General features: G+C 34.8%; 22 protein-coding genes and 5 pseudogenes. 2 read left to right on the top strand and 25 right to left on the bottom strand.

Features of this window, described 5'->3' with window-relative positions:
- Window positions 1–129: 129 nt before the first annotated feature.
- The 17 genes and pseudogenes from QRE67_RS12850 to QRE67_RS12930 form a co-directional block, all read right to left on the bottom strand.
- Window positions 130–972, bottom strand: a complete 843-nt coding sequence (locus tag QRE67_RS12850) for a MerR family transcriptional regulator (RefSeq protein WP_286120570.1) — start codon at window positions 970–972, stop codon at window positions 130–132.
- Between the two features lie 279 nt (window positions 973–1,251).
- A pseudogene (locus QRE67_RS12855) lies at window positions 1,252–1,608 on the bottom strand (DUF3995 domain-containing protein); the annotation flags it as partial.
- Window positions 1,609–1,661: 53 nt separating this feature from the next.
- Window positions 1,662–2,186, bottom strand: a complete 525-nt coding sequence (locus QRE67_RS12860) for a DUF6933 domain-containing protein (RefSeq protein ID WP_286120571.1) — start codon at window positions 2,184–2,186, stop codon at window positions 1,662–1,664.
- 35 nt (window positions 2,187–2,221) lie between these two features.
- On the bottom strand, window positions 2,222–2,533 hold the full coding sequence (locus QRE67_RS12865; RefSeq protein WP_286120572.1) for a hypothetical protein: 312 nt from the start codon (window positions 2,531–2,533) through the stop codon (window positions 2,222–2,224).
- 72 nt (window positions 2,534–2,605) lie between these two features.
- A pseudogene (locus QRE67_RS12870) lies at window positions 2,606–3,408 on the bottom strand (BREX system Lon protease-like protein BrxL); the annotation flags it as partial.
- The gene (locus QRE67_RS12875) at window positions 3,393–3,692 is read right to left on the bottom strand and encodes a helix-turn-helix transcriptional regulator (protein ID WP_353507036.1); all 300 of its coding nucleotides are present in this window, start codon (window positions 3,690–3,692) and stop codon (window positions 3,393–3,395) included. The pseudogene QRE67_RS12870 and the gene QRE67_RS12875, both read right to left, overlap by 16 nt.
- A gap of 153 nt (window positions 3,693–3,845) precedes the next feature.
- On the bottom strand, window positions 3,846–4,613 hold the full coding sequence (locus QRE67_RS12880; protein ID WP_286120573.1) for a DUF3959 family protein: 768 nt from the start codon (window positions 4,611–4,613) through the stop codon (window positions 3,846–3,848).
- A gap of 373 nt (window positions 4,614–4,986) precedes the next feature.
- A complete protein-coding gene (locus QRE67_RS12885; RefSeq protein ID WP_286120574.1) occupies window positions 4,987–5,907 on the bottom strand; it encodes a macrolide 2'-phosphotransferase in 921 nt (306 codons plus the stop codon).
- Window positions 5,908–6,449: 542 nt separating this feature from the next.
- Window positions 6,450–7,433, bottom strand: coding sequence for a glycerophosphodiester phosphodiesterase family protein (locus QRE67_RS12890; RefSeq protein WP_286120575.1), 984 nt, complete (start codon window positions 7,431–7,433; stop codon window positions 6,450–6,452).
- Between the two features lie 101 nt (window positions 7,434–7,534).
- The gene (locus tag QRE67_RS12895; RefSeq protein WP_286120576.1) at window positions 7,535–8,257 is read right to left on the bottom strand and encodes an MBL fold metallo-hydrolase; all 723 of its coding nucleotides are present in this window, start codon (window positions 8,255–8,257) and stop codon (window positions 7,535–7,537) included.
- Between the two features lie 246 nt (window positions 8,258–8,503).
- Window positions 8,504–9,529, bottom strand: a complete 1,026-nt coding sequence (locus QRE67_RS12900; RefSeq protein ID WP_286120577.1) for a homoserine dehydrogenase — start codon at window positions 9,527–9,529, stop codon at window positions 8,504–8,506.
- A 188-nt stretch (window positions 9,530–9,717) separates the two neighbouring features.
- Window positions 9,718–10,959 carry an esterase/lipase family protein gene (locus QRE67_RS12905; RefSeq protein WP_286120578.1) on the bottom strand — a complete coding sequence of 414 codons (1,242 nt, stop codon included), beginning with the start codon at window positions 10,957–10,959 and terminating at the stop codon, window positions 9,718–9,720.
- Between the two features lie 273 nt (window positions 10,960–11,232).
- On the bottom strand, window positions 11,233–11,916 hold the full coding sequence (locus QRE67_RS12910; RefSeq protein ID WP_286120579.1) for a lipoprotein BA_5634 family protein: 684 nt from the start codon (window positions 11,914–11,916) through the stop codon (window positions 11,233–11,235).
- Between the two features lie 15 nt (window positions 11,917–11,931).
- Window positions 11,932–13,854, bottom strand: coding sequence for an FtsX-like permease family protein (locus QRE67_RS12915; protein ID WP_286120580.1), 1,923 nt, complete (start codon window positions 13,852–13,854; stop codon window positions 11,932–11,934).
- Window positions 13,829–14,599: an ABC transporter ATP-binding protein gene (locus QRE67_RS12920; RefSeq protein WP_286120581.1), complete on the bottom strand. Its 771-nt coding sequence runs from the start codon at window positions 14,597–14,599 to the stop codon at window positions 13,829–13,831. Before QRE67_RS12920 ends, QRE67_RS12915 begins: the two co-directional genes overlap by 26 nt.
- A 145-nt stretch (window positions 14,600–14,744) precedes the next feature.
- Window positions 14,745–15,728 carry a sensor histidine kinase gene (locus QRE67_RS12925; protein ID WP_286120582.1) on the bottom strand — a complete coding sequence of 328 codons (984 nt, stop codon included), beginning with the start codon at window positions 15,726–15,728 and terminating at the stop codon, window positions 14,745–14,747.
- Window positions 15,725–16,432: a response regulator transcription factor gene (locus QRE67_RS12930; RefSeq protein WP_286120583.1), complete on the bottom strand. Its 708-nt coding sequence runs from the start codon at window positions 16,430–16,432 to the stop codon at window positions 15,725–15,727. Before QRE67_RS12930 ends, QRE67_RS12925 begins: the two co-directional genes overlap by 4 nt.
- Window positions 16,433–16,746: 314 nt before the next feature.
- Here QRE67_RS12930 and QRE67_RS12935 point away from each other — a divergent pair.
- A pseudogene (locus QRE67_RS12935) lies at window positions 16,747–17,131 on the top strand (cell wall hydrolase).
- Window positions 17,132–17,336: 205 nt separating this feature from the next.
- On the opposite strand, the gene QRE67_RS12940 reads toward QRE67_RS12935, so the two are convergent.
- Together QRE67_RS12940 and QRE67_RS12945 are read right to left on the bottom strand one after the other, a co-directional pair.
- Window positions 17,337–17,672, bottom strand: coding sequence for a hypothetical protein (locus QRE67_RS12940; protein WP_286120584.1), 336 nt, complete (start codon window positions 17,670–17,672; stop codon window positions 17,337–17,339).
- Window positions 17,673–17,683: 11 nt separating this feature from the next.
- Window positions 17,684–18,853, bottom strand: coding sequence for a ParM/StbA family protein (locus tag QRE67_RS12945; RefSeq protein ID WP_286120585.1), 1,170 nt, complete (start codon window positions 18,851–18,853; stop codon window positions 17,684–17,686).
- A 163-nt stretch (window positions 18,854–19,016) separates the two neighbouring features.
- Between QRE67_RS12945 and QRE67_RS12950 the strand changes: the two are divergent.
- Window positions 19,017–19,189 (top strand): annotated as a pseudogene (locus tag QRE67_RS12950) (spore germination protein).
- 738 nt (window positions 19,190–19,927) lie between these two features.
- Here the strand turns inward: QRE67_RS12950 and QRE67_RS12955 are convergent.
- From QRE67_RS12955 to sleB, 6 genes and pseudogenes are all read right to left on the bottom strand, one after another.
- Window positions 19,928–20,470, bottom strand: coding sequence for a DUF1697 domain-containing protein (locus tag QRE67_RS12955; RefSeq protein ID WP_286125276.1), 543 nt, complete (start codon window positions 20,468–20,470; stop codon window positions 19,928–19,930).
- A gap of 309 nt (window positions 20,471–20,779) precedes the next feature.
- Window positions 20,780–21,283, bottom strand: a complete 504-nt coding sequence (locus tag QRE67_RS12960) for a GNAT family N-acetyltransferase (RefSeq protein WP_286120586.1) — start codon at window positions 21,281–21,283, stop codon at window positions 20,780–20,782.
- A gap of 23 nt (window positions 21,284–21,306) precedes the next feature.
- Window positions 21,307–21,672, bottom strand: a pseudogene (locus QRE67_RS12965) (hypothetical protein).
- A gap of 107 nt (window positions 21,673–21,779) precedes the next feature.
- Window positions 21,780–22,376: a YhcN/YlaJ family sporulation lipoprotein gene (locus QRE67_RS12970; RefSeq protein ID WP_286125277.1), complete on the bottom strand. Its 597-nt coding sequence runs from the start codon at window positions 22,374–22,376 to the stop codon at window positions 21,780–21,782.
- Between the two features lie 25 nt (window positions 22,377–22,401).
- A complete protein-coding gene (ypeB, locus tag QRE67_RS12975) occupies window positions 22,402–23,742 on the bottom strand; it encodes a germination protein YpeB (RefSeq protein WP_286120587.1) in 1,341 nt (446 codons plus the stop codon).
- A gap of 15 nt (window positions 23,743–23,757) precedes the next feature.
- Entirely contained in the window at window positions 23,758–24,495 is a 738-nt protein-coding gene (gene sleB / locus QRE67_RS12980) for a spore cortex-lytic enzyme (protein WP_286120588.1), read from the bottom strand.
- Window positions 24,496–24,546 lie beyond the last annotated feature (51 nt).

Raw genomic sequence — 24,546 nt, forward strand, 5'->3', positions numbered from 1 at the left:
CATTTTAATAGCAAGACACATATACCTTGCTATAAACAGAATAAACTCTCCAGTTGCTGGAGAGTTAACCTCATTATTCATTATTCATTATTCATTATTCATTATTCATTATTCAATTGTTATGAATTGTTACCTTACCTTTACAAACACTTTCGTCAGAAAATCATTTGGGTGTATTTCATTATTCGGTTTCATATTTATTGGATTCACTATTTTGGATGGAACGAGTCCCTTTATGTACTGTTCCATATACATCCCTTCAACATGCAGTGACTGCTCTGCTAACCATGCCTTTAAACGACTGTAACCATAGTGAAGTTCTGAATAAGGCCCTTTCACATTGACACATGCATACATTCCTCCAGGTAATATCATAAGAGGCTCCTCGTTTTTATCGACTTTTACAGGTAAAAGTAATTCAACATCTGCTTTCTTTTGTTTCCAGTCTTTTTGATGAAAAATAGCTAATAGCTCCCCATCTATATCCAACTGATATGCATATATCCGTTCAAACAACTTTTTAACGAGTGTGTCCATTTCAACGAGGTTTATTGTTTTGCGTATAGACACAACCTGTATATTTTGTCGCTTCTCTATGTAACAACTTGACAGAGTGGGCTCCGGAATGAATGCTTCCTCATTCTTTATGAACTTCTTTATTTGCTGAATGTTGTTAATTTGTTTGGTGATTTGTTCTTGCTGATACTGTAACTCCTCAGTTTTTTTCTTTAATCTTACATCCAAATTTTTCATATCTTCACCTTTTAAAACTTGCTCAATTTCATTTAACGAAAACTGGCAATCTTTAAGAATCAGGATGGTTTTTAGCTCTTTCATCTTATCGTAGTCATAATAACGATAGCTTGTCTCGGGATCTACATAAGAAGGTTCGAGTAAACCAATGTCACTATAGTAACGAATTGTTTTCACGGGTACATCGCACAAATTTGAAAATCTTCCGATGGTATACATAGCATAGCCTCTTTTCTAAACTACATTTACTTCTAAATAATTTACTCAAATTAATTCCATAAGTTAAAAATGCATAAAATGAAGAATCTTGAAAGACTCTTTATTTTACGCATCCAATGGGAAAGAAATTGAAATTCTTATATGAATATAGTACCAGGTTTGCTAGCCTACGGTAAAACTATATGTGCCGTTAAAAACAAGAAGCTAAAACATATACGAACACTCACAATATGTGCGGAGAGTAGTGATGGCACAACGCAATCTTGCATGTCAACCATATTATTTATCTAATCCTATAATTGCTAAAAGAAAGGAAAAAGATAAGAAAACACAAAGTGGCATAAACAACATCGTATCCATTCTCGCAAAATACGTATCTTTTTTTCGTTTGAAAATACCAAAATAATGAAACTCCCCAACTATCCTAAGCCCAAACACAAACATACAAATCCAAGAACCGATTTGTACAATAACGCGTGGAATGAATGAAGTAATTATATTTGCCTGTAATAATAGAAGTAACGCTGCCATGCTTAGTAATAGCGTAACTAATAACGTCATATAAGCACTAGGAGTAAAAGCTTTCCCCTCAGACTCGGTTGGAATAGCAGCTTCTATCCCCCATTCCCCTCCATAAAATTACAAAGTATCTTCTAACATGTTAAGGATATTACCAAAATGAAGATTTATTAATCCATTGGAAATTGTTGCATAAGTGCGTCTCTCATCATTTCAACTGGGTATTTTGGTATTTTCAGCATAATCATACGGTTTAAATAATGATTCAATTCCGCCATATTGATAAAATCACTCTTTTTCACCTCTAATTCATCATAGAAATAATCATTTATCATAAAAACAGATTCATTCATTTGCGAAATAATACTACGATTATTCGTTGCAGCATATTGAATAGTTAGATCTTGATTTAAATATTGTTCAATCACTTCTGGTTCAATTCCATCTAATAACAAATTTGTTACTAAATCTTTTTTGAATAACGCCTCTAAATTTCGTAAATCTTTTTTCTTTACTCCATAAATCACAAAATGATACCTTGTAATATTGTTCATGACTATGACACATTTCTTACGATTAATTGTAAATAAGTTTGCATGCCAACAATTTAACGTATTGCTATCACTTGGGTCTATCTTTTCTATTTTTATTCCCATGTTATCTGCTAGTTTTTTTGTACATTGGATTAGTTGCATATACGTTCGGTCCTTCCATTTTATATTTCAAAACGCTATTCATTACAGAATTTTCTCCATCGTTTATAATGTTCTTTCTCCATGTCTTGTTCGGTAAATAAGCTTAATTCTTTTTTAGCTTGGAAAATGAGAAATTCATCATTTTGATCGTGAAACATCGACCAAATTTTCTTGTTTTTTTTCTGAAACTCATGGATATATTCTGTTAGCTCATAATAAGGCAATTCTCCTTCCTTCCATTCTACAAATTTAACCGAAAGTTTTTCAAGAGCATCTTCTGTTAATTTTTTATGATATAAATTTACAATTTCTAAATCTCGTTTGCGTTCTGCTTTTGATTTTTTCATCGTATTTGTTCTCCTAACCATTTAGCAAAAGAGCAGTCACATTCTTAATCTCGTGACTGCTCTTTTGTTTCCTTATTCCACTCCTAAAGCCTTAAACACCGAATCCTCAGCACTCTGATAAAATGCTATTTGAAACTTAGCAAACAACTTTGGTGGAACGGTCGGAATATCAACAGCTGATGCCATTGGAAGGAGTATTTTCTTAGCTCCCGAATCAAAACATACTTGTAATACATTTGCCAATTCTTCAACTTTACTAATAGTACCACTAATACTAATAGAGCCTAATACAACCATTTGACTTTGTACCGGCTTGTTCATCCTCTCTGGAATTAACTTTCCTCCACCTTGTTCCGGAACAGATACAAATTCTTCATTCATTGTTTCGTTATCAATATAAGAAAAATTGACATCATAAAATTCCATGCCACCAATTTTCTTTAATTGTTCTTTCACACGTCTACGTCCTATCAACGCATAACGTAGTACTTCTTCCACATCTTCTTTTGTATACTCTCCGTTTGGATATAACAGTTTAATTAAACCAGAAACAGTTTTCCGCACTGCGATTATATCACGTTGGTTCAAATTGTTATCTAGTCTAAAGAATTTATCAATTGCGTCAGAGAAAGAACGCTTCCGCATTTCTCTTAAAAATTCAGCTAATATCTTCGTTGTTCAAACATCTCTTCTAAGTCCATATTTGGCATTTGGATCGGTGTTACACTTTCAATACGAAATGGACTTGTACCCTTTAATTCTTCATCAAAGTAGTATTCCATTTTGACAATACACCACATACCACCTGCGAGAAGCTTGTCAAACTCTTTTACATAGTGTGAGGGAATTGATACACCGTTTAATCCAAGATATGAACTTTATTTCCTTTTGCCTGTATACTGTCAATTGCAAATGTTAAGGCACCTAATTCCTCTATTGATAAATTTTTTACTGGAAACATTGTATGATTTTTAATTGAATATCCTCCGTTACGTCCTTGAATACTCTCTATATAAATACCTGCTAACTCTAGTTCGTTTTTGTAAATTTGCACCATACGTTCTTTTACTTCTAGTTCTTCTGCAAGTTCACGAATTTGCATTTTTCCTCTTGCTTGTAATAATTCAATCATTCTTAAGCAGTTAATTAATTTACTCATAGTAATCCTTTCTTATCGTTAATCATATATTTTCTTCTATATGAAACTTTCGATAATTAAGATACTTAATATTATACAGCGAAAAAACCCGCAATGCCCCATCGATCGTACAAAGGGGCATTACGGGTTTAGATATTTGTATAAGAATATTCTCTAAGCGTTATAACGATTTTTTCTTCGTTCCATCCTTGTTTGGCCTTGTGTTGTTTCAATTTCATGATGTTGTTGCTCTGTTTGCATTGTATGATAAGGCGTTTCTCTTTCTTCACGATTTGGTTCATACGTACGTGGTTCTTTTGATTTGGACGATTTTCTACCGAATTTTAACATCTTAATTTTAAATTTTGGTAGACTCGGAATACGAATCTTAAATTTAGGTTTGATTCGTTTCTTGTTTTGTTTGAATAGGTTTGTTTTCCCTTGTTTTTCATTACGATTCCCACGATGTAGTGCGTTTGCAAGTAAACCTCCAAATAAACAGCCCGCTACTAGAATGATTAGATACAATCGTTCTGTTGTTAGTAAGTTCATGATACGCCCAAGAACTGCTAATGATTGGATTTGTTTTATATCCCACAATAAAGCTCCCCATAATGAGAGTAAACCTAAAGTGATCGCATAAGTGCGGAATCGGAATAAAAGCGGGATCACAGCAATACATGCAGCAATTTTCGCATTGGCTATTAAAGAGCTAGTTGTTACGTATTGATTCCAAATTGCCAGCAAAAATGTGATAAATATAGTATAGGCTACCCAGCTAAATATTCGTGAATGCATTCGTTTTGCATAATAGCTTCCTAAACTAGTTAAAAACAATAACCCCCCTATAAAAAATGACAATTGTAGAGGCATTTGTTTCATAATACCTGCAATTGGGAACAGACAGCTGAGCACCATTAACAGCACATCAAGTTTCTTCACAATTCTCCATCCCTTTCAGCTTTCTTTCTAGCTTCTATATATTAAAGCAAATTTTGTTGTTTTTCTACCTATCATATTCCTCGCTTCTAAAAAATCATAACATAAAAGTATTTTGCATAGGTTACATTCAATCAAATAATAGTATTCCTAAAAGACATCTTAATCCTACTAGTGCCAAAAAGTAAACAAAAAAACAAAGCTATAATTGACAATAGATAACTACATTTGTATAAAGAAATGACAAATCCCGCTATTTATTAATCAGCGGGATTTTTTAATTATCGTATTGTATTTAACGTGCTTCCGAAAGCATACCATTTTAATACGATTATACTTTCGCTCACACCGCAGCTACTTCACACGATATACTTTACTATTTCTCATTCACTCCCAAAGCCCCACGCGCCATCTCCAAATGACCTTCCTCCTTCGTCTGCAGCGCAAATAACCCAATCATAACCGGATAAGCAGCGCCAAGTTCAATAATATGCTCAAACATTCTTGGCCAAACCTTTCCTCCTGCTTTTTCATATTCGTTTAATAATACTTTTAGATTATCCTCTCCAAAGATTGTGAGATAAAGAGTAAAATCAGTAGCTGGATCAGTCACTTTTGCTTCTGTCCAATCTAGCAGACCTGTTACTTTGTCGTTTTCATCAACTAATATGTGCGGTGGATGTAGATCACCATGGACAAATACAGAATGCTTTGGCCAATATGTTTCATCAGCAAGCCATTTTTCCCAACGCACCCATAATTCATCTGAAACGCCAAGTTGTGCTTTAATTTGATACATTCTATCTACTAGCAATTGTTTTGCTTCAACTGGTTGAAGCACTTCAATACCATACTCAGTTGCTGCGTGATGATCAACAGCATGCAATGCGACAAGAGATTCAGCTAAAGATTTAATGAAATTTATTGAAAGTGACTCATTATTAATATGCCACACATAATTTTGTATTTCTAAATCAATCACAGCAGCAGGAGTTCCCGTAACTCTTGGATAAGCAATTAATTCTGGTGTGTTAATTTTCCAATCTGGCACGGCAACCGGTAAATATTTTTGAACTAATTGTAAGATGCTACCTTCTGTTGCTCCTCTTTCAATTACATCTGGTCTTCTTGGTTTGCGAAGTACCCATGGAACCTCGTTTTCATCATTCACGAATACTACTTGAAAATCCATACCTGATTCATTTAGTTCTGCGCTTTCCTCATTCAACTGTAAACCATTTTTCCGAGCAATCTCTAAAATTTCTTCTATACTTTTCTTTTCGGTACTATTTGTCATAACTAAACACTCCTTTGATTTTCTTTATATAAAAGCAAAAAACACAGGCTGGTTGCCTGTGTTTAGAGTAAACGGAATAAGATATAACAAATAACGTGAAAGAACCTCTCTCATGTTTGTAGAAAAACAGAAATAGAGATCTTTCTAGTCTTACGAACGGTCTTCGCAGTGTAGGAAAATGAACTCGAATCAATTATGCTATTTAACCCTATTTCCTATAAAAACACATACAGGAAATAGACCTGGCCGAATCATACTGCATCGTTTATTATATATTTCTATTTTTAAAGACAACAAAAAAGAGAGCAGATTTGTCCCGCTCCCTTTTTCATGTATAACCCAATGAGGTTACCTTAAAAATAGGCAGACCAATCCCGATTACCCCGCACACAGGCAGAGCCTTTGTAGCACTATTCAATTAGCGGCTCAAAGTATTAAATCGGAATCTCATGAATGCCATCAGGTAAACCCCTCCGTTCTTTTTAGTTGCACACATCATACTATAGTTGTATGTATTTGGCAATAAAAAATCACCTTATTTTTCATTTTTTCTCGTATACAGGTGCGATTTTATCAATTCGATTCGTCCAAATACCGCCAGTATAATTTGACGGTAAACGTTTTAAGTCTCCTACCGAATCAAATCCACCTGAGAATTCTCCACTTCCACCAACAAGAATCGTTCTAACATCATGTTGATCCATTCGGTTTAAAAACTTATTTGGCCAGCCCCATAGCCACGGTGCAATCTTCTCTGGTATATGTAATTCTGTTCTTTGACAAGACTTTGGTACATAACCTGTCCATCCAGTAGCAATATACGGAAGTAAACAACTTTTCATTGTTGCTTTGGACATCACCCTCAATTGTGGCAATTGTTTATGCAATGACTCAATTGGCTCATCGCCGCCATATACAGTAATCTGATTCAAACGAGTTTCAGACATCTTTGATAAATGTTCGGCTAATCTTTTTCCTTCTTCTGAATCATTACTTTTTACATGAATTAAAAATTGTTGATTTGGAAAATGAGAAAGCACTTCTTCCATAGAAGGCATCAAGCCAATACCTTTCCCGCGAAACGGGTATGTTTTCCCTCGGTCTGCAGTATAACCATAACCAACGTCGAGTTTCTTTAATTCGCTTAGTGTATAGTCTCTTGTAACACCTTTGCCATTTGTTCTACAATCCAATGTCCAATCATGAAATACGGCAAATTGATTATCTTTTGTGATATGAACATCAAATTCAATTACATCAGCGCCGGATTTAACAGCAGCTTCCATAGAGGGAATGGTATTCTCTAAAAATGGATGATCCGGTGGATGAATCCGTTCTGCTGTGCAAGTATCATTCGTAACACCTTCTAGGTTAAAGGTTTGGGCCACCCCTCGGTGCGCTAGAAGCAATGGTTCCCCTGTACGTTTCGGTGTAAATAAAGAAGTGTTGTTCAAAAACATAAAAAGAATGACAATAATAAAAAACAGTACGAGTTTACTCTTATAAAACTTACGAATCCTATTCATTTTCTCTCCTTATTATATACATAAGTATTTTAAATTCTTAGTTGCAATCCATTCAAAAAGAAGAGTGGCGAATATGTAATCATGCAGTTGAATTTAATTTTTTATGAACAATTCTCTACAAGGTTCTCAAGCTGTTCCCTCACATTCACGTTACAAATACCGCCGTGATAACAAATAACGGTTTCAATATCAAGCTCTAAAAACTTTTTTAGTGAATGGATGGCTGTTTCCATATCGAGAGTTGTTTGCGGTACAGGTCCTCGTAAATTTCCACCTACACATATCATTGCATCACCTGCGATTAGTGTTTTGCTTTTTTCGATATACAAACTAATGTGTCCTGGTGCATGTCCTGGTGTGAAAATAACTTGAATCCCGCCGCAAAATGGTAGCTTTTGTCCATCTTCTAATGTTTGATTTACTTTCGCTGTGGGAGGTTTTTTATATAAAAATTGCATAGGCTTAGGAAGTGCTATCCATTGTTCATTACTCATTTGATTGGGATCAGTTTTTATGAGATGTAATATACCTTCAATGTAAGGTTTATCAAGTTCATGTGCGTACACCTCAATTGGATGATTTGATTCTGTTTGTATTTCAGATAGACTTCCGATATGATCTAAATCTTGGTGCGTTACAATGACTGCTTGTAATCGATCAAAAGGTACTCCGACATCATTCATAACGCTGCGGATTTGTTCCAATTGTCCTGGCATACCAGCGTCAATTAAGATCGCCGTTTCTTCATCCCATATAAGAGTTGGGTTTAAAACGAAACCTTGAATTTTTAACTCCAGCATAGCTAGTCCATTTGAAATCTTCATTATTATCTTCCTCCTCGATACTCACTTGCATATTGGTCATTACATGATACTTATTTATTTGTATCACGCCTGCAAGTATCGAGTCAACATTAAAATATTTTATTATAACACAAATAAAATATTTTGTCAATGATTATTTTTCAAGAGCTACCATCCCATTTGTATAAACTCATACGGGTAATTACGAATATATTCTCCAATTCTCTTCCATACATCTGGTGCGATCTTTTAAAACGATACATGAAATTACATATCTTTTCGATACAAATTAATCACATCTTTTAACGCTGCCGCCGCTGCTCCTCTTGGATTGGATTCCCCACCAATTGACGTAACACTGCCCATCGTATCCGTTTGAAAAGTTACGCCTTTTTCTGTTCCAGTAACGCAAGCAAGCGGATGGTCCTTATCAATTTCACATGGACTTACTTCTAATTGTATATTTCCAGAAATGTCTTTGTATGCTTGCGCCATAAGTTTTAGTGATTTGTCCTTTTCTTTTGCAGTTTGTATATCGTACTTTGTAACACTCTCTATTCCTTTTACAGTTATTTGGTCCAGTGAATACTCTGCACCAAACAAACTATTCGCTAGCAATAATAGTTTACAAGCGCTATCCATTCCGCTTACATCTAATAAAGGGTTTGTTTCAGCAATTCCTTTTCGCTGCGATTGTTGCAATGCTTGTTGGAACGATATATCTTCTTCATACATTTTTGTAAGGATGTAATTCGTAGTTCCATTTAAAACACCTTCCATTTTTTCAATCTGACATCCTGCTAAACTAAATTGACCGATATCTAATGTAGGTAATGCCGCTGCTGTTGCACCGCTATAACGAATGTGAACGTTTGCTAATTTTGCAGCTTCTTTTATTTCCTTCCATGCAGTTACAAGTGCCCCTTTAGAAATAGCCACCACGTCCATGTGATTTTGAATTGCTGTTTCAATATATCGTCTTCCAGGTTGTCCATTTTGAATGTTTGTAGGAGTAGATTCTATTAATACATCTCCAATTAGGTAATCTTCTCCTCTATCAATTGGATAACTTTCTATATATTTTACTAATGCATGTGAACCCGCACCATACATGAGTAACTCATCTATATGTAAACCATTCTCGTTATATATTCTTTCTGTTCGTCCTATAATCCCAGTAATTACGAGATCTATTCCGTATTCTTCTTTTATGTATACCCCTCTCTCATGTACCAATCTCACAAATTCTTTTCCAACAGTGCCATATCCAGATAATACCGCTTTAATTTCCATATCATCACCTCAAATATTATGCTGTTTATTTTTGAATCCATATGTTTATCTTAGTACTCTTTTTGTGACATTTCACTATTTTTCAAAACTGACGATCAGAAAGAATGATATGATTCATCAACTAAAAAATCCCTCCATAAAAAAAGCGGGAGGGATTTTTTCGATTTGCAAAATCAACATGAATCTATTTATTTCGGTAAGTTTGCTAGTCTTTCAGCAACTGTTCGATAAAAAGCATGAATATCAGAAAATCCTAATGAATCAGAGACACTCAGTCCAACCATATCAAGATGATCCCAGTTATGTTTTGTTTCTATATGGTTCCATTTTCCTGCTTGAGGTGCACCATTATAATTTATAACCTCATCAGTTGATGGCCCTATCATAGAGTTTGTATTTACGACTCCATCATTTTGCCACCAAGATGAATCAATTACTGGTCGATTTTCTTCATATCTTGCATATGAACCTAGGAAAATAGCATTTCCCATTAATGTTTTATTCATTGTTACGTGCGGAAGATGTAGACCTGTAATAGGTGTCGCTTTTGTCGCATGCCCACTATAGGAGAAATAATATACATCCGGTTGCGCTTTTACCCATTCGTTTAATTCCTTCGCTCCATCTGTACTTAGGTCCCATTGACTTATATCTTTTGTACCTTTCCAAACCGAGCTGTTTAACACACGGTTTGAATATTGAAGAAACGATTCTCCCGCTTTCTTTTTAATTCCCCATTGATCTAGTTTAAAGTCATATAGTGATAGATTATTATTTTCTCCCATACCAGCAGTTGCAACAAGTAATTGCTTAACAGATGGTAGAAGTAAACTTCCATCTGCAAGTGTTGTTCCATTATGCGGTGTTGCCAATGTTGTTACACTATGCACATAAGACTTTCCTCCCTGGAACAACGGAGAAATTTGCACATCGGCATGTTGTTTTGCATAGTTTCTTTCTTCTTGACTACCTTCTTTCAATAATTGGACAAGTGTACGTATCGTTTGCCCACCCATACTATGTCCTACCAAATGAACCTTATTTGTTTCACTCCAATTCGGAGCAAATCCCGTATATGTTCTACCGTATCGATCATGTCCATGTTTTGCAGCATGTTCCGCTCCATAGTCAACTGTCCCCCCATTGATTTGTGTGTATAACTCACATGCACGATCCCAGTTACTAGATAACGGTCCAACAGCTGCCGTATGTACATTATATCCATCTGTCTTTAAATTCTCTTGAATATCGTGAACGCCGCCCCAATATTTCACACCTAACAATTCATCTCGTCCCCAACCTGTAAACCCATGAACAAGAATAATAGGATTATTATCGCTCTTTCCTTCTTCTGCATGTACCGGTGATGAAATAATTGCACATGAAACAATAAAAAATAAAATCAAAAATCCCCCAAACAATCTTCTCATTTTACATCCCCTTTCTTTTTCTCTACCCCCTAATAAAACGCTTTCAATTCTCCCTCCTTTTATGCGATAGAAAAAAAGACCCGAAATATACACCTATGCAATACGCAAAGGTTATACAATGTGGATCTCCAGTTCTCTATCACAGTTATTAACTTAAACATACTGTAAACTATTTTATTTAAATTGTCACTAAATTATGAAATATTACATAATTAGTTTATTTTATTAATAATCAGTTACACTTTCTAATTTTCTTTATAAACTTTCATCTCTTTATTTTTCATCTTCAAGAGTTACAAACTTGACTGATATTAATTTATCAAAATCATTTACTTGTTTTTCTAGTTTTAAATATTCATTTACAATTGTATTATCCGTTGACATCGTTGGGTTTTGATCACCTAATGATTTTTTCAAACGAATTAATTGCAGATTTGTTTCATCAGCTGGTATTTGTTTATAAATATCGTTAGCAACAACAACGAGATACGTTTCAGAATCATGGTCACGTAAATGTCCAAGCCAAGAATCACTATCATATGTAACAGGTATCTCTTTACCGTTTAGGTTAAGGTTTGTTACATAACTATCGTCGCTTTCTGCAAATAGGAGTGCGCTCCCTTTTCCTATCTCTGGTAATTTAGCTAACGGCGTAGAATCCATTTTTCCATTCACATCATCACGTTTACGAAAGATTTTTGTTTTTATAATCGTTTTAGCTGTTGTTTCATCTAAAATAAGAACAGCTTTCTCATCGACCTTTCCTGTTTTCACTCGAAACATAGTCTTTGTTTTTATATTGTCTTTATATCGATCTATAACTGGAACTGCATCTTGTTCATTACCAATTATAAATATCCCATTGGCTGGTTGAGAATCCTGAGTAAATTTAGAACATGCACTTAAGCCAATAACAGCCAGTACACTGATTATAAAAATAGTCATATACTTTTTCATAACTGCTCCTTTCTTTTATTGATCCATTGTTTTATAAAGTCGTTGCAAATAGCGCCAACGGACCATAAAGAAATACAAAATTTGTATACATAAGAACGAGATAAGAATTGCAATAGAACTTTTGAAAATAGAATAGTCGATTAGTTGTTGCAGCGCTGTATATGCTACAGCACTATGAACTACCGCAACGAGAATTGGTAAAAAGAACATCAATAATAATTGTCGCGTTACAATTCCTTTTAATTCTCGCTTACTTAAACCAATTTTCCCAATCATTTTATACTGCTGCTGATCTCGCTCTAAATCTGTATACAAACGGAAGTAAATAAAACTTGCTGCAAATGTGAAAAAGACAATCCCAACAAGTACACTTGCTATCATTAATAATCCATTTCCTTGCTTTACTTCCAGCCATTCTAATGTTAAAGCAGAGAAATAAAAATTTCGCTCCTCATCGTTTGCATCGATTGCTTTCTTCAATTGATGCGAGATCTCTTTCGTTTGAAGCCAATCTTCCACAACAAATCCGTAAATGCGATCTCGAGTATGATCAACATCTGTAATTTCATCGTAAATAGCCTCTTTTACTGCAATAAGAATTCCCCCTACTTCATGTGGTAAGACAAGATGCTGTACTGCTTTTTTTACACGGAATGTTTGCATCCAATCTCCATGAATAAGCTCTATATCCTGTTTAAACTCACCATTTTTAAATTCTTGTTGCTGGGATACCCATCCTGGAACTAATATTATTTCATCCTCTTTATTCAATATCTCCTTCTGATAACCGAGAGCATTTGCAAGATTATTATATTCACTTAATTTCATGACATAAATACCGTTCTCTGTATACTTAAATGAAGCAGATGCGACCTTATAATCAAGTTTTTCATTTTTAAGCTGCTTCTCAATTTCAGAAAGATGTTCTTTTTCAAGTTGATTTTCTTGTGAACTAAAATAAGTGAAAGTGTATGGATTGGTCATTCTTGCAAGTTCTTCATTTCCGATTGCTGCACTTGTGCCAATAGCAGTGAATGATACAGCCGAAATAATTGAAACGATAAAAAACATCGTTGCATTATCTTTCATACGATATACTAGTTCTGAAAACGTTAATATATTTGTTTTCTTTAGAAAAAAACGCTCTCTCTTTTTTACAGTATGCAATAGAAAGACGCTACATTGCGTATACAAAAAATATGTACCAACTACAACAAACAATACACCTAATCCTAAAAATAAGATGGAAATTACTCGATAAATCACAACATAGAATACAAAACCGTATCCCGCACCTATACTAACCACTGAAAGAAGTGATAAAAAAATAGAAGCTTTCGGTTCAGGTTTTGGTTTTTCTTCTGCTTGTATAAGTTCTACAAGCTCCGTCACTTTAATCATTTTAAAAGTAAACAATGAAACGATTAGAAACAAAATCAGAAATGCTATAACTGTTAATAACACTGCTTGAAACGGGATATAAAAAGGCAAGCCATCATTAATCGCTAATACGCTCGCACTAATCAGCAATACTAATTTTGCAAAGATAAGACCTATAATAATTCCTGTAAAGATAGAAGCAATGCCAATTAACATATTTTCAATAAGCACTAATTTCTTCAACTGTTTCATCGACATTCCTTGCATCATTAAAATACCAAATTCTTTTTTACGTGTTTTTAAAAATGAGCTTACAGAGTATAAAATAAAGAAAAATGAAAAGATAAAAATTAACCCTTGTGATATTCGTAATCCTAGCGTTCCAAATTCACTCATCGTCTTACTAGTTGACTCTAGCTCACCCACTAAATCAGGATGAAACAGTAAAAGCGCATAAGTGAAAAAAATCATAATAGAGAACGTACTACTTAGAAAATGCGCAGCGTATGTTCGTTTGTTGCGGAAAATATTATTAAATGCGAATTGACGAAAAGTCATGCCTTTTCCCTCCTAACAGCGAGAGCACATCCATAATCTTTTGATAAAAAGTTTCTCTACTATCACCACGATAGATTTCATTATATAACTGGCCATCTTTAATAAAAATGACACGATTACAGTAACTTGCTGCATACGGATCATGTGTCACGAGCATGATTGTTGTTCGCTCTTCCTTATTAAGCACCGCTAACATTTCCATCACATCGTTTGAAGATTTAGAGTCCAGGTTCCCGGTTGGCTCATCTGCTAGTACGAGTTGCGGCTTATGAATAATCGCACGCGCAATCGCTGTACGCTGTGCTTGTCCCCCTGATATTTCGAATGTTCTTTTACTTAATATATCGGTTATACCTAGCTTTTCCGCTACTTCTTCCACTCGTTTATTCATTTCTTTTACAGGAACTCCATCTAATGTCATTGGTAACACAATATTTTCTTTCACTGTAAGCGAGCTTAGAAGGTTAAAGGATTGAAAAACAAAACCTAATTGCTGACGGCGAAATAACGCTAGTTTTTCAGGTGATAACTGAAAAGGATTTGTACTATTTATTAAAATTTCACCTGACGTTGGTGAATCTATGGTAGATACCATATTTAACAGCGTTGTTTTTCCGCTACCTGACGGACCCATAATACCAACGAATTCGCCTTCTTGAATAGATAAATCAATATCGGTAAGAGCTTTATAAGGAACTTTTCCTTTATATACTTTACTAATACCTTTCGCATGTAATATTTCCATGTCCATTCTCCCTTCATGTATACTCCTTACTATGAAGTGTAAAGTAGTTTTCTTACATCTCATATTGAATCGTCTTTCATTTCCCTTACAACTTTGTAAGATTTCTGAAAAAAGCCGATGAAATGTATTGTTTCATCGGCCTTTCTTATGAGATATGAAAAATAATCCGCACGAGTGTTCCTTTATCTACTTCAGATTGCAATTCAATTCCATGTCCTAAGTGTTTTACAATTTCGTATGCAAGATATAATCCCATCCCAGTAGATTCTTTAAAGTCTCTACCATTTTCACCAGTAAAAAACGGTTGAAAGACACGTGGTACATCCTGTTTCGGGATACCAACGCCATAATCTCTCACTTCTAAAATAATTGCTTTCTCTTCTTCATAAGCTGTAATTATGATTTTTTCTCTACTACCTGCAGAATACTTAATCGCATTAGATATAAGTTGACCAACTAAAAATTGGAGCCACTTCGCATCACTTTCTACTACAATCTCTTTATTAATTTTAACTTCAGGATATACAAAGTTACGGATAAAAAAGCGTTTATGATCAAGCACAGCTTCGTTTACTAATTTATGTAGTTGTACTCTTTCTACATAAAAATCTTGTGTAAATGTTTCTAAACGCGCTACATATAAAGCCATTTCTAACCCTTTTTTTAGTTTATCTGCCTCTTCGCTAATACTTTCAAAACGAGGATCTACTTCGTCTTGTGTAATCAATTCAATAACGGATAGAGGTGTTTTCATTTGATGAACCCATTGATTCATGAAAGTTAAGTGTTCATCATTTTTTCGCTCCTGTAATTGCAATTGCGTTTGATAGTGATGATATTGCACTTCTAATAAATCGTGCAGAGCTGTTGATAAAGCCGCAAAATCTGATTTCTGTACAGATTCATCTAAAGACTGCATCGGGTTTGATAACCGCTCATAAAAAGAGCGATGGGTAAAATAACGATAGAATAAATACGTAATAAAAAAACATATTCCGAGAAACATAGCGTAAAGTGCCGTTGCGACATGATGATACCCATCAAACCAATATACAAGGAAAATCGCCGTTAACTGTAAAACTGTAAAACAAATAAGTGGAAGATGATCACGCAAAAATAACTTCATCATTTCTTCTCACCCTGATCCCATGTAATATGGATACGATAGCCAACGCTGCGAATTGTTTCAATCGCTTTTGTAATACCTAATGCTTGTAATTTTTTGCGTACACGAGTTGTATTGACACTTAACGTATTATCATCGACATAAGACTCACTATCCCATAGTTTATTTAACAATACTTCTCTACTTACAACACGTGGATAATTTTTCAGAAGCACCTCTAGTAAGATTGCTTCATTTCTTGTAATATCGACTTCTTGACCATGTAATTGAAGCACAAGTCTTTCGGGGTATAAGTTAAGCCCATGCTGTTCAATCATGCGCTCTTCTATTTTAGGAGCGTAGTCTCCATATGCTCGCCTTAGTTGGCTCCGGATTTTCGCCATCACAACTTCATAATGAAACGGTTTTGGTATATAATCGTCCCCACCGTTCTCTAAAGCCATAACTTGATCCATCGTCCCTTCACGTGCCGAAATAAATAAAATTGGACATGTAGAAACAGCTCGAATCTGCCTACACCAATAATATCCATCAAAACTTGGTAGATTAATATCCAATAACACTAAGCTTGGTTGTTCTTCTAAAAAAGTATCGAATACGCGCTCAAAATCAGAAACAGCAACGCTTTGATACCCATATTTTTGAACGTATGATGATAATAATTCCGCAATTTTCGAATCATCTTCCACGATCATAATCTTTACCATTTTATAGCCCCTTTTATTTAAAAATTCTCATCAACAACTATGCAACACTTATACTACCATATTTTTCAATAGTTCACATATCATAGAAAAGAGATGCTTTTTTTAGTAAAAAGCATCTCTTTAGGTTCAAACTCATATACCAGTAAGATTATTTAATCAGTGGAGGTTTTCTTCATCCCCCACTGATTATTAGTCCTGACCAATCGGGGTTTTACTGCCCGTTAATGTGGGATAAAATCGTACTTGTAAAAGCACTACGCTACCTTTTCAACATAAGATTAACTATAATACACCTCTAGAAAGGCGGAACAGATATGGCACTCATTCCTTATAACGAAAGTGACGTCGATGTGTTAGCACGTTTAATTCGTGCCGAGGCTGAAGGTGAAGGTAGACAAGGCGAACAACTTGTCGGTTGTGTGGTAGTGAACCGTGTTTTTTGTGACTGCTTAGATTTCAAACAATTACGTACCGTGCGCGATGCGGTATATCAAAGTCCAGGGGGATTTGAAGCTGTTCAATACGGATATTTTTATCAACGTGCTCGTGAATCAGAAAAAGAAATTGCAAGGCGTGTATTACAAGGAGAATGGTTCTTGTCCGAGTGAGTGGTATAACCAACCTTTCGTCGGACAATATAAGAGCCATTGTTTTTACGAGCCAACTGGGGATGAATGTCCGAAGTTGTATACAAGGTAATAAAAATGTTTTCTCCATAACATCCCTTCCATTCACTTGTATGTAACAAACGTCTATTTTTATGTAATAATAAATAGATGTAAATCTTTCGCATTTGGACTGGAAATACTTTTCCTTTAAACTGAATTCAAATTTGTAAAACTACTCACCATTTCGCTGTGCTTAAAGTGGTGAGTAGTCCACAGACATCAATTGTCGTATATTTTTAAAAATATGGACAATCTATTCGATCAAGAGTATTCCACACTTTTTGTTCCAAAATTTGAGAAGGTCCTTTCTCAATAGGTTTGAATTCTTTTAAAGGATTTACTTCAATTTTTAGTAAAGAAGCTGCTTCAACATGTAAGGAAAAAACATGGTTGTTCGGCAAAACTTTAGCGACATCTATGTCTCCCACTTGTTTATACAATTGTTGAACTCCATACAAAAAGAGCTTTGTTATATCTGATTGGTTATTAATCCAGGAAATGAGTTCAGGAGAAACACATTTGTTTAAATTAATCTTTATCCTATCACCACGCTTATACCGTTTACGTCGCATACTTACACCAACTAACTAATTGTTAAATTCGTAAATCCTAGTTCTTTTTGCTTATGCTCTCTATATCGAGGAGAACATGTATAAACTAATAAACCACGCGCATTTGTAAATAATGGATCATCTAAAAACTTTACATTTTTTAAACGACCTTTTTGCTTTAATATAAGTTGCAGGCTATTTTTTAGCATAACTGCTCCTCCACCATATATAAATACGTAAGGATCATCCTTCATATCATCAATTTTATTTATAATATCTGTAGCGACTCGCGCAGCTAAACCTAGAAGAGCTTGTTGCGATTCTTCTACTAGCATATCATGTCGTGGATGCTTCGGATTCAAATAAATTTCATTAAATTCCGTAATACTATCTATCGTTTTAGTCGGATTTTTTCGGTTCCATCTTGTAATGATTTGTAATAACGGTTCTTTTACCCCGTATGATAAACCTTTACTTAATTGCGGCTTAAAATTAATTCCATATGAAACAACTTCTTCCGTTGTACCCGCACCTATATCAAAAGATAATAATGTTTTTTCAACAAAATCAATTTCAGTAACTTTATCTTTTGCATCTTCTACTTTATGTTTAACCGCATTACCATCTTCGTCATATACAATTCCCCACGTACCAGATGCTCCCTCCGGCAAGCATTTACAAAACTCCACTGTAATATTAACTGTTACATCTCTGCCGTTTGGATAATGAAAAATGACTTTATGACTTCCCATATAACGCTTCGCATTTTCTCCTGCTATTTCTGGTGTGATAATCTGCATTGGAAGTGCTACTGATAAATCGTATCGAATATTGATATGATTCGAATTTGGATTATGTCGCATAGCACCAACAGCCAATCCAGATAAAATTGTAAGAACCATGAGTTCATCCGTAGATTTGTTGGATTTCTTCTCTATTTCTGTCCCTTTTAACTGATCATGAATTACCTTCTCACCTACAATATAACGGATGTTATTTAACATTAATGATGGGGAACTGATTGTTACATCAATGTTTTTTTCTAATTCAGAAATTGAAACATCTTCTTCATCTAATAATCCTGTTGATTCCCCAATATATAGTGAATAAATACTTGGAATATAAATAGGTTTTTGCCCTTTAACCATTAATTTTAATCCATTATTCCCAGCGTCTGCACCAGCTTTTAAAATTACGGACATATTTACCCCCCTAAATTTATCTGGCATTCGTTCCAAATATATGCGAATCATAACCTGAAAATTCAATGCAGCATAAAATCCTTTTAGTAAATGATACGTTAGATGCAGTAGAAAAATAACAATATATACGTACTAACATGAATTATTTATCCTTTTGTAAAATATGTTTGACATAAACTTAGGTGATACATACAACGTACATCCTATAGAAAATACAAAAGCATATAATAGTTCTGGATCATCTTTACTCTTAAAACGTTTAATGGGATTAGTGCAACAGACGTATATGATAAGTATGATCAAGAAATACCGTCTATACTAAAGACACTCAAATGAGTGTCTTTAGTGCGTAAAAAAATTTACCGTACAGTGCGAACTTAAGAAGAGAATGCTTTGTATGATTACCTTAATACTAGTACAATAATCATTTTTTTTTACTACCAATAATGAGGTATTAAGTAAACTAGATATGAATACTATCGCTTTAAAACATAGGATATAGACTGGTAAACAAGCCATTTTTATTTTTAAACATAGAATATGATGAACCCTACTATTGAGAGGAGGTAACTATTTTTATGAGATGTAGTTGTCATTCAAGACATCGTCGAGATTGTGGAGATTTTTGGGACCATTTAATGTTTGGAAGAAGGATACGCAGACACAGAGATTGTGATGTATGTCGTCGTAGACATAAACATGATTGTGACTGCTGTCGAGATTGGTAAATTTCTTTGAACGAGTGTTTTGAAGAAAAGCACTCCATACTCAATGAAATGAAAGAGGTATTAACAGTATACTTTTTCGTACATCACTATCTGTATTTTTGTATTTTTTTGTTCCTATAAGATCTCTTATTGACCTCATTTACTTCCACGATAACAAAATAAAGATATTGATTTATACGAAAAGTCTTTCTGTTATAAAAAGCACGATTTCTCTATAATTTAAAGAGAGCAATCGTGCTTTGCTAATTTAGGCCTTTAGTTGAGTAAGAAAAAGAACAATTTACAGTTTCAGAATTGCTTACTTCTCCTAAAAATATGCTTTCTTGCATTGCTCATCTTTGTTACATCAATCTCTCATTGCCTGCGCCATTGTATTGAGCTTATTGATTGTTCTCCAGTTACGTAATGTTGCCGGGACATTCAACTTTTGGAGATGAGCCGCTAACTTGGAATTCCGGATACTTTGACGGAAAAAGAGGTATACCTCTTTACCTTCAATACGACACTCTTCCACTTCACTCCTAAAGCTAAGTACATGGTTAATTCCTTCTTGGGAAGGCGCTTCAGCTAAAAAAGATATGTGCAAGCTCTCTCCTTCCAACAATGCATCTGTCTGGAATGGACAATTCCTAATAATCTGTTCCAGTTCCATTTCTGTTCTTAGAATAACAGGAACTGTAAAACCGAAAACCCTGCTAATCTCATGCTCTATTCTTTGGCTCAACAAGTCTGCTGACTCTTCTGATTCAAACAAGACATTCCCACTTTGAATATATGTTTGTACACTTCCTAAGCCCATCGTTTCAAATACATTTCTCAATTCCGCCATTTTAATTAATTTATGTCCTCCTACGTTGATACCTCGTAATAACGCAATATAAATAGTCATTTTTGCACCTCTCTTATTCGAATGAAATGGATTTTTATTTTTTGTTGCGTAAATCTCAGTAAATGCTATACATGCATACTTAATTTTACTATTTTTCACCATTCAACTAAACTGCCCCTGTCTTGGAAAAATATCATTAGCAACACATTGAAAAATGAAGGGAGTTCTTCAACTAATAGGTGGTAATAGTACAATAAAGAAAATCAAAAGGGCGGCACATATTGTACATGACCACTATGTGCCGCCTTTTATTTTAAAAATTTTTTTGAATTTAGGTCTTGATAATAAAACAATCCACACCTGAATAAACTACCCCTTTATTTTTTTCAAAGGTAAATATAAAACAAGTTGGCTACCAATTGGTCCCATTCTCCGTTGTCCTCTATCTTCAAATCCCACTTTTAAATATAATTTTTGAGCAGGAATATTTCTCTCATTCACCGCTAATACAATTTCATTTTTGTCTGGAAAATACGATGCTACAAAATTATGTAGTAATGCTAATCCTCGTTTAGCATATCCTTTTCCTTGTTCATCGTGATTGATGGAAAAAGCAACTAAGAGTAAAGCATTCCCATTATCTGTGTACTCGTCCACCCTTTCACCACATTGTAGTGCAAAAATCCCTACAGGTTTATCATTTGCTAAAATTACAACAACATTGCGAGTAGAATCTTCTTTTGCTTTTTCTAGTAACTCACTTGGGTTTGCTGTAAATTGTACTTGTTCACTAGGTAAAGTAAATGCTTGTATCATTTCTTTATATTTTTCCTCGTAAGGAACTAATTGAAGGTTTTCCATATGTGATTTCATTTTCATTTCCCCATTTCTTCTCGTTATGACGCTAAACCTCTCTGTGTTTTAGAGCGCACTTTTCCTTCTAAAAAGGTAATCTCGGCAAATGATTACGGGACATTGCCTTTCCAAGAAAAAAATTGTTGATAATTAGCTGCATTTTTCTCTCCTTGTTCTGTTAGTAAGTCTCTTTCACACCCCACCAGTTCTTTGACTTCGTTATATGTCATTCCCTCATTTATTTGAGAAAACAATTTTATATTAATTGGGATTGTCCCCTTTTTTTCCATTACAGTTGACGAAGTTGCTGTTTGTTTCTTTGCTTCTTTCTTCTGATCACAAGCTGTCATGCCAATTAGTAAGCTCATACTCAAACAACAAACGCTGAGAAATTCATTATTTTTCATAATTGAAACGTCCCTCCCCAAGTATAATTAAACCATATATTCCCTTTTGGATAAACTGAATATTTATAATAAAAAAACATCCCGTGCTATGCAACACGGGATGTTTTTTATCTTTGAAGGTGCTTATTTGATTGATCCTCTTGCTCTTTTTTCAATTCATTCTCTTCACCTTTAGGCAGTTGTTTATCATTTTCTTTTACTGGATTTGTTTCTTTATTTTCGATCATGTCATTCGGCACTTGTGGCACCACACGTCCAACAATTGCCGCAAGCTCATCGAGAATACCTTCACCTGTTTTTCCATTTCTAATTTGTTTTCCCATCTGATTTAACCGTTCATACGTATCAACGTCAGCCACAACAACTGCATTGGCACCATTTGGATCGTGTTTTAAACTTTCCGCGACAGAATACTTAATAGAATCTACACGAGTACGATCCAGTTTTGCTTTTACATCAATGCCTACAACTGCATATTTACCTACCACTACTGCCGTCGCATCTCTTACACCTGGTATTCTAGAAGCGATATCAGCTAAATGGTCAGCAAGTTTTTCATTCGGTTTCGTTTTTTCATTTGTGTAACCGACATTTTTCATGGAAACATTTTTTTGCTGCGCGTTTTCCGTATCATTATCTTTTTTACCTACGCTACAACCTGTCATCACCAAGCAAAGCATTACCATGTATATAAGAAATTTCATCATTCTCACCACTTTATCATTGTGTTTAATCATAAATTTTTTCTACCGATTGCATCTTTTTCACTTTTTCTTCTGTTCCATCATTTGCATTGATAAAGATTTGGTACGTATCTTTTCCTAATGTGCCAACAAATTCATAGCAAAGTACTTCTTTATGCAAATCATTTACAATAACTGCCTGACGCTCTTCCATCACTTTCACATCCCGATTAATTTTTGTTCTTGCGTCAGAGACAGACAATTTTGCCGCCGGGATCGTACGTTTTTGATGAGATGCTAAATATTCTTTTGCGGAAAAACCAACGATGGATCCATCATCTAAAGCAATTTTCATTTGGATCGCTTCAGGGTAAATACGCACGTTATTTTCATTTACAACATACGTAAATACACCGATGTTATCGTATTGCGAACTATCATATAGCTCCATATTGGTAAACTTATGTTCTTTTAAGAAAGCTAATCCTTTATTTCCTGCATCATTTAAACTAATTTTTTGTTCTTTAATTTCCCGATTATTCATAACCCAAATTGGATATCCGCCTTTTCCTGTAATATCCATGTAAAATTCATTTTTTGTTTCTGGATCTTGAATTGTTACACTATAGAAGGAGTCTTTTGCGCCTTTCCCACTCTTCTTAACTTCTATTTTTTCTTTCCCTTTTAAATTTAAAAAGGATTTAGCAATATTGGCTGCTTCATCTTTTGAAATTTGTTTTCCTGCTGCTTCAAATCCACCTTTTGTTTCTTTTTGTAAGCTTGTAAAGGTCGGACCAAAATCATTGGAAGCGTAGGACGTTACATTTTTCTCAACGGTTTTAAACCCATCAATAATGGTGTTATCTGCCGGATCACGATTTGATGCTAGCGCTAGCTCTACATCCATCCATCGTAAATTGTTTTTTAAAACAAGATGCTGTACTTTTCGAAGTTCATCTTGAATATTAGCTGCATTTGAATATAAGCTTTGCAACGATTTATATTCTTGATCATTTAATGGTTCTTTCTCTAAATCACGGATTGCAGCTCGATAACTAAAATCACCGATGTTCGCTAAAAATTCCTCTGTTTTATTGAACGGCAGTAATGTTAAAGGTAATTGACCAACATCAGAACGAGCCTCTGATGTTAAACGCCATACATCCGCTAGTGCTGGTGATAAAGACGTACGTGAATTCATCGCCAAAGTTGTTCCAATTTTATCATGTAGTAAATCTACTTCATATGTTAAATCGTGAAATGCACGCTGATAGCTATTTTCTGCTCGAATCAGCACCGCATTTTTTTCCTGATGCTCTTTATAGCCCCAATACCCTGTTCCAACTACACCAATTGTTAACAATACAATTACAATACCTCGTAACATTTTTTCACCTCCACTCTATTTACAGAAAATATGTTTACCAATTTTTTTAATTTGCGGACGACCCCAAATCCATTTACTCGTTGCGGTATCTGGATTGAAATAATAAATTGCATTACCCGTTGGATCCCATCCATTAATCGCATCTAACACTGCTTTTTTGGCAGATTCATTCGGAGTCAAATAAATTTGCCCATCTGCTACCGCAGTGAACGCACGCGGTTCAAAAATAACGCCTGATATTGTATTTGGAAAAGACGGACTTGTAACACGATTTAAAATAACTGCCGCCACGGCAACTTGTCCAATATACGGTTCACCACGTGCTTCACCGTGTACAGCGTTCGCCATTAATCGAATGTCATTTTGTGAATAACCATTCGGTACATTTGAACCTGTATTTTGGGGTGGCTTATTACTTTGTCCGCCAGTCGGTTTCTCATATTTTGTTGCTTTAACAAGCTTTTGTTTTGTCTTTGCTCCCGCTAATCCATCAACAGGCAAACCAAACCTTTGCTGAAAGTTGCGCAGTGCCCAATATGTACCCCAGCCGAATACCCCGTCTACTTTTCCTTTATAATATCCGTTATATTTCAGCCGAGATTGTAATTCAATGACATCTTCTCCAGAAGCTCCTCTTTGAATGACTTGATTGGAAAACGCTTGTACATTTTGTGTTTGCCCACTACTTACGATCAAAGATAACCCGATTAAAACGAGTAAAATCGGTACTTTGAAAACTACTTTACGACGCATACATTTACCTCCTTAGATCCAGCAATGATTTCTCGGTTATTTTTTGTAAAA

This window comes from Bacillus sp. DX3.1 (genome assembly GCF_030292155.1).
Classification (GTDB): domain Bacteria; phylum Bacillota; class Bacilli; order Bacillales; family Bacillaceae_G; genus Bacillus_A.

Excerpts from the sequence above, each read along its gene's own strand:
- QRE67_RS12865 (WP_286120572.1), bottom strand. The coding sequence starts at position 2,533 with ATGAAAAAATCAAAAGCAGAACGCAAACGAGATTTAGAAATTGTAAAT.
- QRE67_RS12955 (WP_286125276.1), bottom strand. The coding sequence starts at position 20,470 with ATGACTATTTATATTGCGTTATTACGAGGTATCAACGTAGGAGGACAT.
- sleB (WP_286120588.1), bottom strand. The coding sequence starts at position 24,495 with ATGCGTCGTAAAGTAGTTTTCAAAGTACCGATTTTACTCGTTTTAATC.
- QRE67_RS12940 (WP_286120584.1), bottom strand. The coding sequence starts at position 17,672 with ATGCGACGTAAACGGTATAAGCGTGGTGATAGGATAAAGATTAATTTA.
- QRE67_RS12930 (WP_286120583.1), bottom strand. The coding sequence starts at position 16,432 with ATGGTAAAGATTATGATCGTGGAAGATGATTCGAAAATTGCGGAATTA.
- QRE67_RS12850 (WP_286120570.1), bottom strand. The coding sequence starts at position 972 with ATGTATACCATCGGAAGATTTTCAAATTTGTGCGATGTACCCGTGAAA.
- QRE67_RS12910 (WP_286120579.1), bottom strand. The coding sequence starts at position 11,916 with ATGAAAAAGTATATGACTATTTTTATAATCAGTGTACTGGCTGTTATT.
- QRE67_RS12915 (WP_286120580.1), bottom strand. The coding sequence starts at position 13,854 with ATGACTTTTCGTCAATTCGCATTTAATAATATTTTCCGCAACAAACGA.
- QRE67_RS12860 (WP_286120571.1), bottom strand. The coding sequence starts at position 2,186 with ATGCAACTAATCCAATGTACAAAAAAACTAGCAGATAACATGGGAATA.
- QRE67_RS12900 (WP_286120577.1), bottom strand. The coding sequence starts at position 9,529 with ATGGAAATTAAAGCGGTATTATCTGGATATGGCACTGTTGGAAAAGAA.
- QRE67_RS12895 (WP_286120576.1), bottom strand. The coding sequence starts at position 8,257 with ATGAAGATTTCAAATGGACTAGCTATGCTGGAGTTAAAAATTCAAGGT.
- QRE67_RS12905 (WP_286120578.1), bottom strand. The coding sequence starts at position 10,959 with ATGAGAAGATTGTTTGGGGGATTTTTGATTTTATTTTTTATTGTTTCA.
- QRE67_RS12960 (WP_286120586.1), bottom strand. The coding sequence starts at position 21,283 with ATGAAATCACATATGGAAAACCTTCAATTAGTTCCTTACGAGGAAAAA.
- QRE67_RS12925 (WP_286120582.1), bottom strand. The coding sequence starts at position 15,728 with ATGATGAAGTTATTTTTGCGTGATCATCTTCCACTTATTTGTTTTACA.
- QRE67_RS12970 (WP_286125277.1), bottom strand. The coding sequence starts at position 22,376 with ATGAAATTTCTTATATACATGGTAATGCTTTGCTTGGTGATGACAGGT.
- QRE67_RS12875 (WP_353507036.1), bottom strand. The coding sequence starts at position 3,692 with ATGAGTAAATTAATTAACTGCTTAAGAATGATTGAATTATTACAAGCA.
- QRE67_RS12885 (WP_286120574.1), bottom strand. The coding sequence starts at position 5,907 with ATGACAAATAGTACCGAAAAGAAAAGTATAGAAGAAATTTTAGAGATT.
- QRE67_RS12945 (WP_286120585.1), bottom strand. The coding sequence starts at position 18,853 with ATGTCCGTAATTTTAAAAGCTGGTGCAGACGCTGGGAATAATGGATTA.
- ypeB (WP_286120587.1), bottom strand. The coding sequence starts at position 23,742 with ATGTTACGAGGTATTGTAATTGTATTGTTAACAATTGGTGTAGTTGGA.
- QRE67_RS12890 (WP_286120575.1), bottom strand. The coding sequence starts at position 7,433 with ATGAATAGGATTCGTAAGTTTTATAAGAGTAAACTCGTACTGTTTTTT.
- QRE67_RS12920 (WP_286120581.1), bottom strand. The coding sequence starts at position 14,599 with ATGGAAATATTACATGCGAAAGGTATTAGTAAAGTATATAAAGGAAAA.